Below are 15743 nucleotides of genomic sequence, written 5' to 3' on the forward strand. Positions count from 1 at the left end.
GCGTCCCGAAGGAGGAGCCGTGTCCGGTCTGGTCGCTCAGCATGATGCCGTCGAACCCGCGGAGGTGGCGAGCGCTTGGCTGCGCGCCTTCGCAGGGCTGCTCAGCGAGGACGGCACCAGCTCGGCCGACGTCTTCGGCGACCAGACCTGGTGGCGCGACGCGGTCACGCTGACCTGGGACCTGCGCACGTTTGATCGCGACCGCCTCGAGAAGGCAGTCGCCGCAGCCCGCGACCTCACGTTGCGTCCCGTCGGACTGCTCGACGCGATGCCGCCCAGCCTCGCTCCGGACGGTCAGGGCCTGATGCTCCTCTTCGGCTTCAACAGCACGCGAGGCGACGGCCGCGGTGTCGCCCACCTCGTGCCGGGGTCGGACGGGTGGCGGGCCCAGATCGTCTTCACACAGCTCGAGAGTCTCCGAGCGCTCCCCGAGAGCACCGGTGCACGACGTCCCGATGGCGGCTGGCAGGGCAGCATCGCCACCGAACCCACGTGGGCCGAACGCTCGGCGCAGGCGGCCGAGTTCCGTGACGTCGAACCAGCGGTCGTGATCATCGGCGCCGGTCATTCCGGGCTCTCCCTGGCTGCCCGGCTCACGCGCCTCGGCGTCGCGACACTCATCGTGGAGAAGGCGCCGCGGGTCGGCGACGGGTGGCGCAACCGCTATCGCTCGCTGGTCCTCCATGACCCGGTCGGCGCCAATCACCTGCCCTACCTGCCCTTCCCGAGCACGTGGCCGCTCTTCATCCCCAAGGACCGGATGGGTGACTGGCTCGAGCACTACTCCGACATCCTCGAGCTCCCGGTGTGGACCGGAGCCAGCGTCGAGTCGGCATCGCGCGACGCCGACGGCGGCTGGGTGCTGCAGGTCGCGCGTGATGGGGAGACCCGCACGCTGCGCCCCGCCCACGTCGTGATGGCGACGGGGATGAGCGGAAACCGGCCCCACGTGCCGGAACTCGCGGGGCGCGACGACTTCGGTGGCGAGGTGGTGCACAGCAGCGCCTTCACCACCGGGTCGGCGTACGCCGGCAAGAGGGTCCTCGTGGTCGGCTCCGGCAACAGCGGCCACGACATCGCCCAGGATCTGGCCGAGCACGGCGCGCGGGTGACGATGCTGCAGCGCTCGCCGAGCTATGTGATCAGCAGCGACACCGTGGTCAAGAAGATGATGGTGCTCTATTCGGAGGTCGGCCCGCCGACGGAGATCGCCGACCTGATCAGCTGGTCGATGCCGACGGCCGCGGCCACCGACAAGCTCCGGGCCGGCGCGGCCTTCGCCGCGGACTGCGACAAGGACCTGCTCGACGGGTTGCGTGCCGCTGGCTTCGGGCTGACGATGGGGCCCGACGACACGGGCATGTCGAGGTTGTTCTTCGAGCGCAATGGCGGCTACTACATCGACGTCGGTTGTTCGCCGCTCATCATCGACGGCACCATCGGGGTGAAGCACGGCACCGGCATCGAGCGACTGGAGCCGGGGGCAGTGGTCTTCGGCGACGGCGACCGCGTCGAGTTCGACGCGATCGTGCTGGCCACCGGCTACACCGGCATCCTCGAGACCGCCCGTGAGGTGCTGGGGAGGAAGCCGTCGCCGGTGCCAGGCCGGTGTGGGGTCTCGACGCCGAGGGCGAGCTGCGCTCGGTGTGGCGCCCGTCCGGCGTCGACGGGTTGTGGTTCATGGGAGGCAACCTCTCCTACGCCCGCGCGGGGTCACGGCACCTGGCGCTCCAGATCGCCGGTGAGGTCGCCGGACTGCGCTGATCCCTGCGTGATCCATGTCGTGGGTCTGTCGTACACAACCGTCGCATCTGCACCCGTTGTGCGTGGCGCCCGCGGGTTGACGCAGCTCAAGCCTCGCAGGTGCACCCGTTGTGCGTGGTGCCCGGCCTGTTGAACCCTGTCGGGGTGACGACTAGCGCCGCTTGAGCCCGGTCAAGGCGCGGAGCAGTCCGGCGACGATCGCCGCCACCAACAGCATCCGTGCGATGAGGGCCATCCCCATGCCGGCGTCGATGGCGATGTCGCGGGGCGCGAACGCCATTGCGCACAAGCACGCCAACGCGACGACCGTTGCCATCAGCCAGACGCGCTCGCGCCAACTGATGGCAGCATTCAGGGCGCCGATGCTCAAGGTCATGCCGCGAGGCAGGTAGGAGCGGGAGCGCAGGGCAAACCAGCCGGTGCCGGCAACGATGCCCGAACCCAGCAGGGCCCGGGCCCACCACGGTGCCTCGGTGCCCAGCAGGATCGCGAGCAGCAGGGCACCGACGACGCTCACGGCGAGCAACCGCATCGCCAGTCGGGTCGTCAGCACCCGTAGGTTCTCGCGGAGCGTCGCTTCACCGGGCTCGAGGGCGACGGCGTTGCCGAAGCCCTGTGCGGCGTTGCGCAACCGGAAGAAGCCGATGTCGAGCGTGGCCAGGTTGTTCATCGCCATCGCGTGCTGTGGATCGAGACGCAACGCCTCCTGGTAGGAGGCCCGCGCCGCGTCGTGCTGGTTGAGGTTGTCGAGACACAGACCGACCAGGTTGTGGGTGTCGGCCTCGTTGGGCCCGAGCTGCACCCCGATCCGCGCCCGCGCAAGCGCGTCGCGCACTCGAGGGCGGTCGCCGGCCAGCAGCGCCCGCGCCATCGAGTAATGACTCACCCACCAGTTCGGCTCCACCGTGACCAGGCGCCAGGCACACTCGCGGGCCTCCTCCGCCAGCACCCTCCGCAACCGGGCCCGCACGCGGTTGCTGTCGCTGGCCAAGTCGGTCAGCGAATCGACCAGCTCCAGGAGCAACTGCCGTGATTCGGGGTCCTGAACCAGTCCGCTGCGGGCGACGGTCACTGCCTCGCGGTGGCGGTCCTGCCTTCTCAGCGCTCGGGCGAGCACTACGAAGGCGTCAGCAGACGTCGGGTCGTTCGCGAGCGCCGTACGTGCGAGCTGTTCGGCCTCCGGCGCACGGCCGAGGTCGAGCAGGTGATCGGCACGCTCGATCTCGTTCATCGTCGGCCGTGCTTGCGGATGAACTTCGCGAGCTCGTCGTACTCACCCGACTCGTTGGCATAGAGCGCCACGTTGCGGGCGGTCTCGATCCACGGTCCGATCGAGGGGCGTACGTCGCGCAGCGCGGTCTGCACGTCGGCCATCGTGATCATCCGCGCGCTGCCGGTGCGCACCGATTCCATCAACGCGATCTCGGCGGCCGAGTCGACCAAGTGCGCCAGGTCAGCGCCACTGAGGCCGTCGGTGCGCTTGGCCAGTCCGGCGAGGTCGATGCGCTCCACCGGACGTTTGGCGAAGTGGCTGCGCAGGATCGCCTCGCGAGCTGTGCGATCGGGTGGGAGCACGAGCAGGGTGCGGTCGAGCCGACCCGGGCGCCGCAGCGCGGGGTCGACGTCCCACGGGTGGTTGGTCGCGGCCAGCACGAAGACACCGTCGTTGTCGGAGCCGATGCCGTCGAGCTCGGTGAGGAGCTGGTTGACCGTCGTACGCATGCCGGAGTTGCGGGTCAGCGAGCGCTTCTGGCCGATCGCGTCGAGCTCGTCGAGGAAGAGCACGCACGGCGCGGAGTCGCGTGCCTGGCGGAAGAGTTCGGCGACGTTGCGTTCGCTCTGTCCGATGTACATGTCGAGCACGTCGGCCAGCGACACGTGCAGGAAGGCCGCGCCGAGCTCGCCGGCCACGGCACGGGCGAGGTAGGTCTTGCCGCAGCCGGGCGGGCCGTAGAGCAGCAGGCCACCGCGCAGCGACTTGCCGTAGAGCTGGCGCAGCTCGGGGTTGCGCAGCGGTGCCAGGAAGCTCGCCTCCAGGCGCTTCTTCACCTCGTCGAGGCCGCCGACGTCGGCCAGGGTGATGCCGCTCCGTTCGACCTCCCACGCGTCGGGGAGGGGCCGTCGTCGGTGCTGCTTCCGTCGACGAACATCGGGGGTACGGCGTCACCCAGGTCGGCCTCGAGGCTCGCCCAGTCGACGCCGTCGGGAGCGGACGTCTGCTGCGGGGGCTCGGGCACGGCCTCGGCAGGCGCGCTCGGGGTTGCCGGAGCGCCCAATGCCGCTGCCATCAGTGCCCGTGCCTGCGCCGATTCGGGGTCTGCCGCGAGTGCGACCGCCAGATGCGCGACCGCCTCCGGGCCACGGCCGGCCCGCACCAGCAGATCGGCGAGATGAAGCCGCAAGGTCAGGTCGTCGGGTGCAGCCACGACAGCCGCCGAGAGACTGGTGATGAGCGCATCGTCCACCGTCGAAACCCTACCGGCACCGGAGATCGAGCTTGTCGAGACTGGGTGATCTCGACAAGCTCGATCAGCGATTCCGTTGGTCGAGTCTGTCGAGACTGGGTGATCTCGACAAGCTCGATCAGCGATTCCGGAGGTCGAGCCTGTCGAGACCGGAACTACCAGTGATTCCGGAGGTCGAGCCTGTCGAGACCGGGTGATCTCGACAAGCTCGATCAGCGACTCCGGAGGTCGAGTCTGTCGAGACTGGGTGATCTCGACAAGCTCGATCAGCGACTCCGGAGGTCGAGCTTGTCGAGACCAGGGTCTCAGCGATCCCGCAGTCAGGAGGTGAGGTCGAACTTCTCGGCGACCTGCTCGGCGGTCACGCCGAAGTCCTCCAGCGCATACTGGTGGGAGGGGCGGCGGTGCTCGGCGAGGCTGGCTTCGTGTGCCTGGGTCACCGCGGCGCGCGCCGCATCGGAGAACGGCAGCGAGAAGCCGGCATACAGCTTCTCGACCGTGCCGACGGGGTCGGCCACGAACTCCCGGTAGTCGACGTCGAGGAACTGCTCGGGGTCGTAGCGCTCGCGAGCGGCATGGAAGTGGGCATTGCCCCGGGCCCACAGGTCCAGCTGCGTGCGTCCGATCGTCGGCCGGTCGAACGCCTTCGACATCGAGAAGGAGCTCTGGTCGCAGAGGCTGAAGGTCGAGGCCATCGACGTCTGCGGGTCTCGGAACGTCCGGACGATGAGCGCATCGGGAAAGATGCTCATGATCTCGTCGATCGCGAACACGTGGCTCGGGTTCTTCAGCACCCAGCGCTTCTCCGGGTCGTTGAGGCCGATCAGCTGGAGGTTCTTCTTGTAGCGGGCGTAGGTGCTGGTCCAGTCCTGTCCGGCCAGCCACTCGGAGTAGCTCGGCAGGTGGGCCGTCGTCTCGAAGGAGACCGAGCGCAGCGACTGCTGCAGCAGTCGCCAGCACTCCTCCACCTCCTCAGCCCCCATGAAGTGGACCTTCATCAGGTCAGCAGCCTTCTCCTGGGTACGACGGTAGAAGGCGTCCGCGCGGGCGAAGTCCGGGTTCTCGGGCCACTCCTCACGCGGGGGACGCGGCTGCGGCGTGTCGGCGAGCCACATCTCGATGCCCTGGTTGCCGGGATCTGCGCTGAGCAGTCGCTGCAGCGCCGTGGTGCCGGTGCGGGTCATGCCGCAGACGAAGATCGGGCGTTCGATCGCGACGTCGACGTGCTCCGGATGGCGGTTGAACCCGGCCTCACTGATCAGTCGGGACGACAGAGCGTCGATGATCATCTTGCGGGCGATCCGTCGACCGATCTCGCTCAGGTCCGCCTCATGCTCGAACGAGTCGCGCAGGACGGCCAGGCCCTCCAGGTAGTCGTCGTCGCCGAAGTCGTCGAGACCGGTCTTCGCCCGGGCGGCGTCCTGGAACTCCTCGATCGTGTCCAGGGCATCGGGGTGCTGTGTCATGGTCGATTCCTTGTCGGTTCGAATTCAGTGGTGGGTGTGCCCGCAGTTCACGTCCAGGCACTGGCCGGTGATGGCGCGGGCCAAGTCGGACGCGAGGAACACGACCGCGTTCGCGATGTCGTCGGGTTCGGGGAGCCGGCGCAGATCGGTGTCGGCGGCCACCTCGGCGTAGACCACGCTCGGGTCGACGCCCCGCTTCTTGGCCTGCCAGGCGAAGAAGTTCTTCACCGACTCGGCCCAGATGTAGCCGGGGGCGACCGAGTTGACCCGGACGCCTCGGGGGCCGAGTTCGACCGACAGGCTCCGGGCCAGCGCGAGCAGGCCCGACTTCATGACCCGGTAGGAGCCGAAGCCGGGCAGCTGGTTGCGCAGCACCATCGAGTTGATCATCACCACGGAGCCCTCGTTGCGTTCCAGCTCCGGGGCCAGCTCCCGAACGAGGTTCAGCGCCGACAGCAGGTTGATCTCCAGGCCCTGGCGGACGTCGTCCATGTCAGCCTCGAGCACGCCGATCTGCGGGGGCTGGGCATTGGCGTTCTGCACCAGCGTGTCGACCCGGCCGAAAGTGGAGATCGCCTGCTCGGCGAGCGCAGCCACCGATGCTGCGTCGGTGAGGTCGGTGGGGATGCACGCGGCCGTCCCGCCGTTCTCCTTGACCTCGTCGGCGAGGGCAACGAGTCGAGACTCCGTACGAGCGGCGAGGATGACCCGCGCCCCCGCGGCGGCGCTGCGCAGCGCCAAGGAGCGGCCCAGACCGGGGCCCGCCCCCGAGATCAGGACGACCTTGCCTTCCAGCATCGCAGAGTGACTCATCACGGGCGGGCCTCGCTGTCGATCAGCACGCTGAGCGACGTGATCTTGCCCTGCTCGTCGAACTCGAAGAGATCCGTGGCGATGAACTCGCCGACCCCTTCGAGGCGCACCGCCACCTGCATGGCGGCATGCCTGCCCGACACGGTGATCGGTGAGTTGCGCACCGCCGTGAACGGGGCCCTGGCGGCCTTGACGTCGAAGGCCCGGATCTCGTCGCGGCCGTGGTAGGACGCCACGCCGAGCGGTTCGTGCTTGACCGCGTCGTCGGCGAACAAGGCCCCCAGTTCATCGACGTCGTGGGCCGACAGGTGTTCGATGTAGGAATCGAGAATGGAACAGATGTCTTCGCGCGTGGGCATGGAGTTGCTCCTTCGAGTGGGTACGGCGGGACTCAGGCGATGACGCCGCGTGCCCGCAGCGACTCCACGATCTGGATACTGGCCTCGGTTGCCGAGGTCGTGGTCGTGTCGATCCGCAGGGTGGGAGCCGTCGGGGTCTCGTAGGCAGAGTCGATGCCGGTGAAGTTGGCGAGTTCACCGCGACGGGCCTTTGCATAGAGACCCTTCGGGTCCCGCTGCTCGGCAACCTCGAGCGGAGTGTCGACGAACACCTCGGTGAACCGCGCCTCGCCGATCAGCTCCCGGGCCGCATCGCGTTCCGCGCGGAAGGGGAGATGAACGACGCCAGCACGATCAGGCCCGCGTCCGCCATCAGTCGAGTCACCTCGGTGGCCCGGCGAAGGTTCTCCACCCGGTCGGCGTCCGTGAAGCCGAGGTCGCGTCCCAGTCCGTGGCGGATGTTGTCGCCGTCGAGGAGGTAGGTGTGGGCACCCAGCGCGTGCAACTGGCGCTCGACGTCGTTGGCGATGGTCGACTTGCCCGAGCCGGAGAGGCCGGTGAACCAGACGACGTGCGGCTGGTGACCGTTGAGGCTGGCGCGCGCCTCGGCGTGCACCTCGACCGACTGCCAGTGGATGTTGTCGGCGCGGCGCAGCGAGTGCGTGATCATTCCGGCGCCCACGGTGGTGCCCGAGATCCGGTCGATCAGGATGAAACCACCCATGTCCCGGTTCGTGGCGTAGGCGTCGAACGGCACCGGCCGGTCGAAGCTGATGTTGCACAGCCCGATCTCGTTGAGCGCGAGGGTGCTGGTCGCAGTCTTCTCGAGCGTGTTCACGTTGACCTTGTGCTTGGGCCGGGTGATCCGTGCCTGCACGATCATGGTGCCGATCTGGCAGAGGTACGGCCGCTCGGGCAGCATCTCCTCCTCACCCATCCACACCACGTGAGCCTCGAACTGGTCGGCCAGTCCGGGGGCGGCGTCGGCGGTGGCGAGCACGTCGCCGCGGCTGACGTCGATCTCATCGGCCAGGGTGATCGTCACCGACTGGCCGGCGATCGCCTCGGGGAGGTCGCCGTCCATCGTCACGATGCGCTCGACGGTCGACTCGTGACCACCGGGCAGCACCCGGAGGCGGTCCCCGGGGCGGACCGACCCACCGGCGATCTGACCGGAGAAGCCGCGGAAGTCGAGGTTGGGCCGGTTCACCCATTGCACCGGCATCCGGAACGGGCCGCTGGCCGAAGCGTCGTCGACCTCGACGTTCTCGAGATGGTCGATCAGTGTCGGCCCGTCGTACCAGGGCGTGTTGACGCTGCGTTCGGTGAGGTTGTCGCCCAGGTAGGCGGACATCGGGATCGCGACGAAGTCTCGGATCCCGACCTCTTCGGCGAAGCGGGAGTAGTCGGCGACGATCTCGTCGAAGACCTCCTGCGAGTAGTCGACGAGGTCGAGCTTGTTGACCGCGAGGACGACGTGGCGGATGCCCAGCAGCGACACCAGGAACGAGTGGCGCCGAGTCTGCGTCAGCACCCCTTGCGGGCGTCGATCAGGATCACTGCGAGGTCGGTGTTGGACGCGCCGGTCACCATGTTGCGGGTGTACTGCTCGTGCCCGGGGGTGTCGGCGACGACGAACTTGCGCCGGTCGGTGGTGAAGTAGCGGTAGGCGACGTCGATGGTGATGCCCTGCTCGCGCTCGGCGGCCAGGCCGTCGACGAGAAGTGCGAAGTCGAGACCGTCGCCCTGGGTGCCGACCCGGCGGGAGTCGGCCTCGAGTGCGGAGAGCTGGTCTTCGAAGACGAGCTTCGATTCGTAGAGCAGGCGCCCGATCAGGGTGGACTTGCCGTCGTCGACGCTGCCGCAGGTGATGAAGCGCAGCAGGTCCTTCGACTGGTGGTTGTCGAGGTACTGCTCGATGTCTTCGGCAATCTGGTCGCGGCTCATCAGAAGTAGCCCTCCTGCTTCTTCTTCTCCATGGAGGCGGTGCTGTCGTGGTCGATCACGCGCCCCTGTCGCTCGGAGGTGGTGGTCAACAACATTTCCTGGATGATCTCGGTGAGGGTCGTCGCCGTTGACTCGACGGCGCCGGTGAGCGGGTAGCAACCGAGGGTGCGGAACCGGACGCTCCTGATCTCGGGCTCCTCGCCGGGGCGAAGCGGCATCCGATCGTCGTCGACCATGATCAGCGTGCCGTCGCGCTCGACGACGGGGCGGGGCGCGGCGAAGTAGAGCGGGACGATCGGGATCTCCTCGCGGCGGATGTATTCCCAGACGTCGAGCTCGGTCCAGTTCGAGAGCGGGAAGACCCGCAGGCTCTCGCCCGGCGCCTTGCGGACGTTGTAGGCCCGCCACAGCTCGGGGCGCTGACGCTTCGGGTCCCACCGGTGTTCGGGAGAACGGATCGAGAAGACCCGCTCCTTGGCCCGGGAGCGCTCCTCGTCGCGCCGTCCGCCACCGAATGCGGCATCGAAGCCGTGCAGGTCGAGTGCCTGCTTGAGACCCTCGGTCTTCCACAGGTCGGTGTGGGTCGCGGAGCCGTGGGTGAACGGGTTGATCGACTGCGCCACGGCATCCGGGTTGTGGTGGACGAGCAGGTCCAGGTCGGCGGCCGCTGCGGTCTCGTCACGCAGCTCGTACATCGCACTGAACTTCCACGTCGTGTCGACGTGGAGCAGTGGGAAGGGGAGCCGGGACGGGTAGAACGCCTTGCGGGCCAGGTGCAGCATCACGGCGCTGTCCTTGCCGACGGAGTAGAGCATCACCGGGTTCTCACTCTGCGCGACGGCCTCGCGCATGATGTGGATGCTCTCCGCCTCCAGGCGGTCCAGGTGGGTCAGGGTGGTTCGGGTGGCGAGGCCACTCATCGTGGGGGTACCTCCAGTTGCGTTGTCGCCCCGCTCGGGGCGGCAGGTCACCAGACCGCCGGGTGACGTCACGGCCTGTTGGGAGAGGACTGTAGCGACAGAATGAACAATGTTCAATATGAGAACGAACAATGTTCATTTCTTCCGGAGCGGGTACGGTGGCGGCTGTGAGCGAAACGAACCGCAAGTCGATCCATGGCGATGCGGAGGCCCGTCGTCGTGGCACCCTCGATGCGGCGGCGGCCCTGTTGGACGAGGGAGGCTACGGCGCGTTGACGATCCGGGCGGTCGCGCAGCGTGCCGGCACCAGCACCGGATTGATCTACAAGTACTTCGCCGACAAGCACGACATCTTCGTGGCGCTGCTCAACGAGAGTCAGATCGAGTCGGCCCATTTCGTTGCGCAGTTGCCGCGGACCGACGGTGTCGCGGCCCTGATCGAGGCCGTGATCCCTGAGGCGGCTCGGCAGTGGTCGCGCGTCGGACGGATGACCGCGGTCTGGCGGGAGGCCGTCGGCAATCAACAGTTCCAACGCGCCTCGTTGAGTGAAGTGCTGGTGACGGCCGAGCAGTACAACCGAGAGTTGGAGCGTGCGGTGGTGGAGGCCGCGCGCATCGAGGGGCGCAAGCTCGTCGACGGCCCGGCGATGATCCCTTTCGTGCTCTCGGGGTTGATGGGCGTCTCCGACACGCTGGTCAACAACTGGGCTCGCCACATCGACCCTGCCGAGCTCATCACGTTCACGGCCGAGGTGATCACCCGGGGAATCACGGCCTGAGGGTGCCCCGTGACCCGCCACTGCGTGAAACGCTGTTCGGACACCCAGTTACTTGGGTAGCCTCACCGCAGCGGGGGAGGGGCCCACGGCGTCGGCAGCGGCGTCCGCATCGAGGTGGTGAGTGCGACGTACGACCGGATCGTCGATTGGTTGTCCGACGTCGACTGGTTCCTTCAGGACCTCAATGGCACCTGGGAATGGTTCGCCATCCTCACCATCCCGCTCTTCACCGGGGTCATCGGTTGGTTGATCAACTGGACCGGCCTGATCATGCTCTTCTATCCGATCAACTTCCATGGTTTCCGGGTGCCGGGCATGGCCGAGCTGGCGCGACTGGCGCCGCGCAAGGTCCAGGAGATCCCCGGCGTGATGATCGGCGGCATCGGTTGGCAGGGCATCGTGCCGGCTCGAGCAGCCAAGATGGGCAGCATCGCCGTCGACAAGGCGATCGCGAAGCTCGGCACGCCCGCGGAGTTCTACCAGCAGCTCGAACCGGACAAGATCGGCGAGCACATCGTGAAGATGTTCGAGCCGGAGATTCCTCAGTTGGTCGACGAGGTCATGCGGCGCAGCAACCCCGCCTTCTGGCGGGACCTGCCGGAGGCCGGCAAGCGGGCGATCGTGGCGCGGGTCCGAGCACAGCTGCCTTCGGTCGTCGGCACGGTCACGACGGAGATCGGCGTACACATCGACCAGCTGCTCGACCCCAAGATCATGGTGATCGACCACTTCCGGAAGAACCCGTCGCTCGTGGTGCGGGTCTTCAAGGACATCGGTCAGAAGGAACTCAACATGATGGTGAACCTCGGGTTCATCTTCGGGTTCCTGCTCGGCATCCCAGCTGCTCTGCTCTTCCACTGGATCCACATGTGGTGGGTGCTGCCGGTGCTCGGCGTCATCATCGGTTGGATCACCAACGCCGTCGGCATGTGGCTGATCTTCGAGCCCACCGAGCCCCGGCGCATCCTGGGGATCCGCTTCCACGGGCTCTTCCTGCGCCGCCAGGACGAGGCAGCCGAGGTCTATGCCCAGATCATCGCCGACGACGTGATCACCCTCGAGCGCATCGGCGACTTCCTGATGGACGGTCCGCGCGGCGACCGGACTCGGCAGATGCTCGCGGCGGCGCTCGGGCCGGCGATCGACAAGGCCGCAGGGCGGGCTCGCGGGGCAGCCCGGATCGCGCTCGGGGTCGCCACCTACGATCGGATCAAGGACGAGTTCGCCACCGAGGCGGTCGGCCGCACGCTCTCGCCCTTCAAGGACGTCGAGTTCGGCCGGCAGCAGTCGGAGCGGATCCGGGTGCTGATCGCGGCGCGTACCAAGGAGCTGCCTCCCCGCGACTTCGTGGAGATGATGCGCTCGGCCATCAGGGAGGATGAGTGGATGCTCTACGCCCACGGCGCCATCATGGGTGCAGCCGGCGGTTTCCTGCACGAGCTGATCTTCCGTGTCGGAGGCGCATGATGAGGAGGAATCCGTGAGCGCCAGTGACGAGCAGCTGCCCGAACGGCAGCCTGTCCAGCCCAATCCCGCAGTGGAGGCCATTCCCGGCCTGGTCCGCCTGGCCGCGACCTCCTGGTTGCGTACGGCGGAGTGGGGCGCGGTCGCCGGGGTGAAGGCCAGCCGCCGTCTGCTCAAGGCCGCCACGAGTCCCCAGACCGCGGTTGAGGTCGCGCAGGGTTTCGCCACGGCGTCCGGCGTCATCGCCGACCTGGCCAAGGCGGTGAGCAATGGCGTGCCGGTGCCCGAGGCCGTCATCCAGGTGAGCCACACGCTCAGCAATGCCGATCAGCGTGAGGAGCAGAAGGGCAAGCAGATCGTGCTCCGTCAGGAGCGCCAGAGGCAGTCACTGCGCGAGCAGGGAGAGGCCCTCCTGGCCCGCTCCCGCGACGTGTGGAACAACGAGCAGGGCCATCCGGCGTACGCCCGGATCCTTGACGAGATGGCGCCGGACGAGGGCCGCATCCTGATGCTCCTGCTCAACCGGGGGCCGCAGCCGAGCGTCGACATCCGTACCGGCGGCGCGATCGGCATGGTCAGCTCCACGTTGATCGCGCCGGGGCTCAACATGATCGGTTCGCAGGCGGGGGTGCGCTACGTCGAGCAGGTGCCGGCGTATCTCAACAACCTGTTCCGTCTGGGCCTGATCTGGTTCTCCCGCGAGCAGCTCAAGGACCCGCTGGAGTACCAGGTGGTGGAGGCGCAACCCGATGTGCTGGAGGCGATGCACTCGGTTCGGTCGGCCAAGGTGGTGCGCCGCAGTGTCCACCTCACCCCGTTCGGGGAGGACTTCTGCCGCACCTGCCTCATGCCGGAGGACGTCGATGTCGCCGACCTGCCCGAGCATCAGGCGCCGCAGGACCTCGACTGACCGCGAACCTTCACTCAGAAGGCTCGAACCTTCACTCAGGGTCTGCGGACCGGGGCCGATGTGAAGGTTCGGCGGTTCTGAGTGAAGGTTCGGGAGAAAAGTTGGGGTTGAGTGGAATGGACTCAACTTTATTGATGTTGTGATCAGTGAGGCCCGTCGGGTCTCGACAAGCCCGCCGGATGTCCGGTTGGCTTGTCCACCCAGCGTCAGGAGGGACCGAGGACGTGAGTCAGTTCGGAGCCGACAAGTTCACCACCCGCAGCCGCGAGGCGATCGAGGCTGCGCAGCTGGCTGCTACCCGCAGCGGCAACACCCAGACGGAGCCGATCCACCTACTGGTGGCCCTGCTCGAGGACGCCGAAGGCACGGCGCGCAATCTCATCGCGAAGTCCGGCATCGACCCCATGGCCGTGTTGGCGAGCGCGGAGAAGGCCCGCGCTGCCCTGCCGAGTGCCACCGGTGCCACGGTCCAGCACCCCGCCGCGTCGGCGGCGCTCACCCGGGTGCTCGCCGCGGCCCTCGAACTCGCCTCATCGATGAAGGACGACTACGTCGCCTCCGAGCACCTGCTCATCGCGCTCGCGGGCGTCGAGAGCAATGCCAGCAAGGTGCTCACCGACGTCGGGCTCAGCGAGTCCGGCCTGCGCGAAGGACTCACCGCCGTGCGCGGCAACCGCAGGGTCACGAGCCAGGACGCGGAGTCGACGTACGAGAGCCTCGAGAAGTACTCCATCGACCTCACGAAGGCTGCGGAGGACGGTCGCCTCGACCCGGTGATCGGCCGTGACGCCGAGATCCGCCGTGTCATCCAGGTGCTGTCGCGACGCACCAAGAACAACCCTGTCCTCATCGGCGAGCCCGGCGTCGGCAAGACCGCCGTCGTCGAGGGCCTGGCCCAGCGCGTGGTGACCGGCGACGTACCCGACTCCCTCAAGGGACGTCGCGTACTCAGCCTCGACCTGGCCGCCATGGTGGCTGGTGCGAAGTACCGCGGCGAGTTCGAGGAGCGGCTCAAGGCGGTGCTCGAGGAGATCAAGGACGCCGGTGGCGAGGTCATCACGTTCATCGACGAGCTCCACACCGTGGTTGGCGCTGGTGGCGGCAGCGAGGGCGCGATGGATGCCGGCAACATGCTCAAGCCGATGTTGGCTCGCGGCGAACTGCACATGATCGGTGCCACGACGCTCGACGAGTACCGCGAGAACATCGAGAAGGACCCGGCACTGGAGCGCCGCTTCCAGCAGGTGTACGTCGGCGAGCCGAGTGTCGAGGACACGATCCAGATCCTGCGAGGCATCCAGGAGAAGTACGAGGCCCACCACGGCGTGCGCATCACCGATGCTGCACTCGTCGCCGCGGCCACCCTCAGCGACCGCTACATCACCGGCCGCCAGCTGCCCGACAAGGCGATCGACCTGATCGACGAGGCGGCATCGCGGTTGCGGATGGAGCGGGAGTCGTCCCCGGAGGAGATCGACCAGCTCCGGCGTTCGGTCGACCGCCTCAAGATGGAGGAGTTCGCGCTCCAGAAGGAGAGCGACGAGGCGAGCAGGGAACGGCTCGAACGACTGCGTGCCGACCTGGCCGACCAGGCGGAGGAACTGCGCGCGCTCGAGGCCCGCTGGGAGGCGGAGAAGAGCACCCTCGAGGGCGAGGGTGAGCTGCGCAAGCAGCTCGACCAGCTGCGCGTCGAGGCCGACCGGCTGCTCCGTGAGGGCAAGCTGCAGGAGGCCTCCGAGATCAACTACGCCCGCATCCCCGAGCTCGAGAAGCAGATCGCGGCCGTGGCCGAGGCCGAGAAGGCCGAGGTCGAGCCCCTGGTGGGCGAACAGGTCGGCGCGGAGCAGATCGCCGACGTCGTCGAGGCCTGGACCGGCATCCCCACCGGCCGGATGCTCCAGGGCGAGACCGCTCGGTTGCTGGAGATGGAGGGCGAGCTCGGCCGGCGGCTGATCGGCCAGGAAGCTGCTGTCAACGCGGTGAGCGACGCCGTACGCCGTTCCCGGGCGGGTGTGGCCGATCCGAACCGCCCCACCGGGTCGTTCCTCTTCCTCGGTCCCACCGGCACCGGCAAGACGGAGCTGGCGAAGTCGCTGGCCGACTTCCTCTTCGACGACGAGCGCGCGATGGTGCGCATCGACATGAGCGAATACAGCGAGAAGCACTCGGTGTCACGGCTCGTCGGTGCCCCTCCCGGCTACGTCGGCTACGACGAGGGTGGTCAGCTGACGGAGGCCGTACGCCGTCGTCCTTACAGCGTGGTCCTGCTCGACGAGGTGGAGAAGGCGCACCCGGAGGTCTTCGACATCCTGCTGCAGGTGCTCGATGACGGCCGACTGACCGACGGTCAGGGGCGCACGGTCGACTTCCGCAACACGCTGCTGATCCTCACCAGCAACCTGGGCTCCCACTTCCTGGTCGACCCGACCATGGCGCCGGAGCTCAAGCACGAGTCCGTGATGGGTGTCGTGCGCGGTCACTTCAAGCCGGAGTTCCTCAACCGTCTCGATGAGATCGTCATGTTCGAGGCGCTCTCCAAGGATGCGTTGACCCACATCGTCGACCTGCAACTGGCGCAGCTGGAGAACCGGCTCGCGGTGCGGCGGATCGCGATCACGGTCACCGAGGACGCCAAGGACTGGTTGGCCGAGAAGGGCTACGACCCGGCGTACGGCGCCCGCCCGTTGCGGCGCCTGATCCAGACCTCGATCGGAGACCCGCTGGCGAAGCTGTTGATCGGCGGCGAGGTGACCGACGGTGGCTCGGTGAGCATCGAGGTCAACGACGCCGGTGACGGGTTGCGTTTGCACGCTGCCTGAGGTCTGCGGTCGAGATGGTCATGAGCGGCCCGGCACGAGCGATCGTGCCGGGCCGTTT

The 15743-nt window shown here is 67.7% G+C and carries 12 protein-coding genes and 1 pseudogene; 5 read left to right on the forward strand and 8 right to left on the reverse strand.

All coding sequences use genetic code 11. The annotated features are described in order from the left end of the window. Positions 1-19 precede the first annotated feature (19 nt). Positions 20-1897, forward strand: a complete 1878-nt coding sequence (locus L1066_RS10135; RefSeq protein WP_235736209.1) for a flavin-containing monooxygenase — start codon at positions 20-22, stop codon at positions 1895-1897. A gap of 18 nt (positions 1898-1915) precedes the next feature. Here L1066_RS10135 and L1066_RS10140 read toward each other — a convergent pair whose 3' ends face one another. The 8 genes and pseudogenes from L1066_RS10140 to cysD all read right to left on the reverse strand — a co-directional run bounded on the left by L1066_RS10140 (position 1916) and on the right by cysD (position 9713). After that, positions 1916-2995, reverse strand: coding sequence for a tetratricopeptide repeat protein (locus tag L1066_RS10140; protein WP_235736210.1), 1080 nt, complete (start codon positions 2993-2995; stop codon positions 1916-1918). Further along, on the reverse strand, positions 2992-3813 hold the full coding sequence (locus tag L1066_RS10145; protein WP_235736211.1) for an ATP-binding protein: 822 nt from the start codon (positions 3811-3813) through the stop codon (positions 2992-2994). The genes L1066_RS10140 and L1066_RS10145 overlap by 4 nt, the downstream gene beginning before the upstream one ends. After that, positions 3810-4229, reverse strand: coding sequence for a tetratricopeptide repeat protein (locus tag L1066_RS10150; RefSeq protein WP_235736212.1), 420 nt, complete (start codon positions 4227-4229; stop codon positions 3810-3812). Before L1066_RS10150 ends, L1066_RS10145 begins: the two co-directional genes overlap by 4 nt. Positions 4230-4549: 320 nt before the next feature. After that, positions 4550-5695, reverse strand: a complete 1146-nt coding sequence (locus L1066_RS10155) for a sulfotransferase family protein (protein ID WP_235736213.1) — start codon at positions 5693-5695, stop codon at positions 4550-4552. 24 nt (positions 5696-5719) lie between these two features. Further along, a complete protein-coding gene (locus L1066_RS10160) occupies positions 5720-6508 on the reverse strand; it encodes an SDR family oxidoreductase (RefSeq protein ID WP_235736214.1) in 789 nt (262 codons plus the stop codon). Then, positions 6508-6867 (reverse strand): nuclear transport factor 2 family protein, encoded by a 360-nt coding sequence (locus L1066_RS10165; RefSeq protein ID WP_235736215.1) that lies wholly within the window; start codon positions 6865-6867, stop codon positions 6508-6510. Before L1066_RS10165 ends, L1066_RS10160 begins: the two co-directional genes overlap by 1 nt. Before the next feature lie 32 nt (positions 6868-6899). Continuing rightward, positions 6900-8793 (reverse strand): annotated as a pseudogene (gene cysN, locus L1066_RS25920) (sulfate adenylyltransferase subunit CysN). Further along, positions 8793-9713, reverse strand: a complete 921-nt coding sequence (cysD, locus tag L1066_RS10185; protein WP_235736217.1) for a sulfate adenylyltransferase subunit CysD — start codon at positions 9711-9713, stop codon at positions 8793-8795. The pseudogene cysN and the gene cysD overlap by 1 nt, the downstream one beginning before the upstream one ends. 167 nt (positions 9714-9880) lie before the next feature. Between cysD and L1066_RS10190 the strand changes: the two genes are divergently transcribed. From L1066_RS10190 to clpB, 4 genes are all read left to right on the forward strand, one after another. Continuing rightward, the gene (locus L1066_RS10190; protein ID WP_235736218.1) at positions 9881-10492 is read left to right on the forward strand and encodes a TetR/AcrR family transcriptional regulator; all 612 of its coding nucleotides are present in this window, start codon (positions 9881-9883) and stop codon (positions 10490-10492) included. Between the two features lie 117 nt (positions 10493-10609). Then, positions 10610-11959, forward strand: a complete 1350-nt coding sequence (locus tag L1066_RS10195; protein WP_235736219.1) for a DUF445 domain-containing protein — start codon at positions 10610-10612, stop codon at positions 11957-11959. A gap of 13 nt (positions 11960-11972) precedes the next feature. After that, positions 11973-12866 carry an Abi-alpha family protein gene (locus L1066_RS10200; RefSeq protein ID WP_235736220.1) on the forward strand — a complete coding sequence of 298 codons (894 nt, stop codon included), beginning with the start codon at positions 11973-11975 and terminating at the stop codon, positions 12864-12866. Between the two features lie 224 nt (positions 12867-13090). After that, the gene (gene clpB / locus L1066_RS10205; protein WP_235736221.1) at positions 13091-15685 is read left to right on the forward strand and encodes an ATP-dependent chaperone ClpB; all 2595 of its coding nucleotides are present in this window, start codon (positions 13091-13093) and stop codon (positions 15683-15685) included. Positions 15686-15743: the final 58 nt, after the last annotated feature.

Source organism: Nocardioides alcanivorans, assembly GCF_021555175.1.
Lineage (GTDB): Bacteria > Actinomycetota > Actinomycetes > Propionibacteriales > Nocardioidaceae > Nocardioides > Nocardioides alcanivorans.

What these genes read in the sequence shown, in the direction of transcription:
- cysD (WP_235736217.1), bottom strand. Translation starts at nt 9,713, where the DNA reads ATGAGTGGCCTCGCCACCCGAACCACCCTGACCCACCTGGACCGCCTG.
- L1066_RS10165 (WP_235736215.1), bottom strand. Translation starts at nt 6,867, where the DNA reads ATGCCCACGCGCGAAGACATCTGTTCCATTCTCGATTCCTACATCGAA.
- L1066_RS10160 (WP_235736214.1), bottom strand. Translation starts at nt 6,508, where the DNA reads ATGAGTCACTCTGCGATGCTGGAAGGCAAGGTCGTCCTGATCTCGGGG.
- L1066_RS10155 (WP_235736213.1), bottom strand. Translation starts at nt 5,695, where the DNA reads ATGACACAGCACCCCGATGCCCTGGACACGATCGAGGAGTTCCAGGAC.
- L1066_RS10140 (WP_235736210.1), bottom strand. Translation starts at nt 2,995, where the DNA reads ATGAACGAGATCGAGCGTGCCGATCACCTGCTCGACCTCGGCCGTGCG.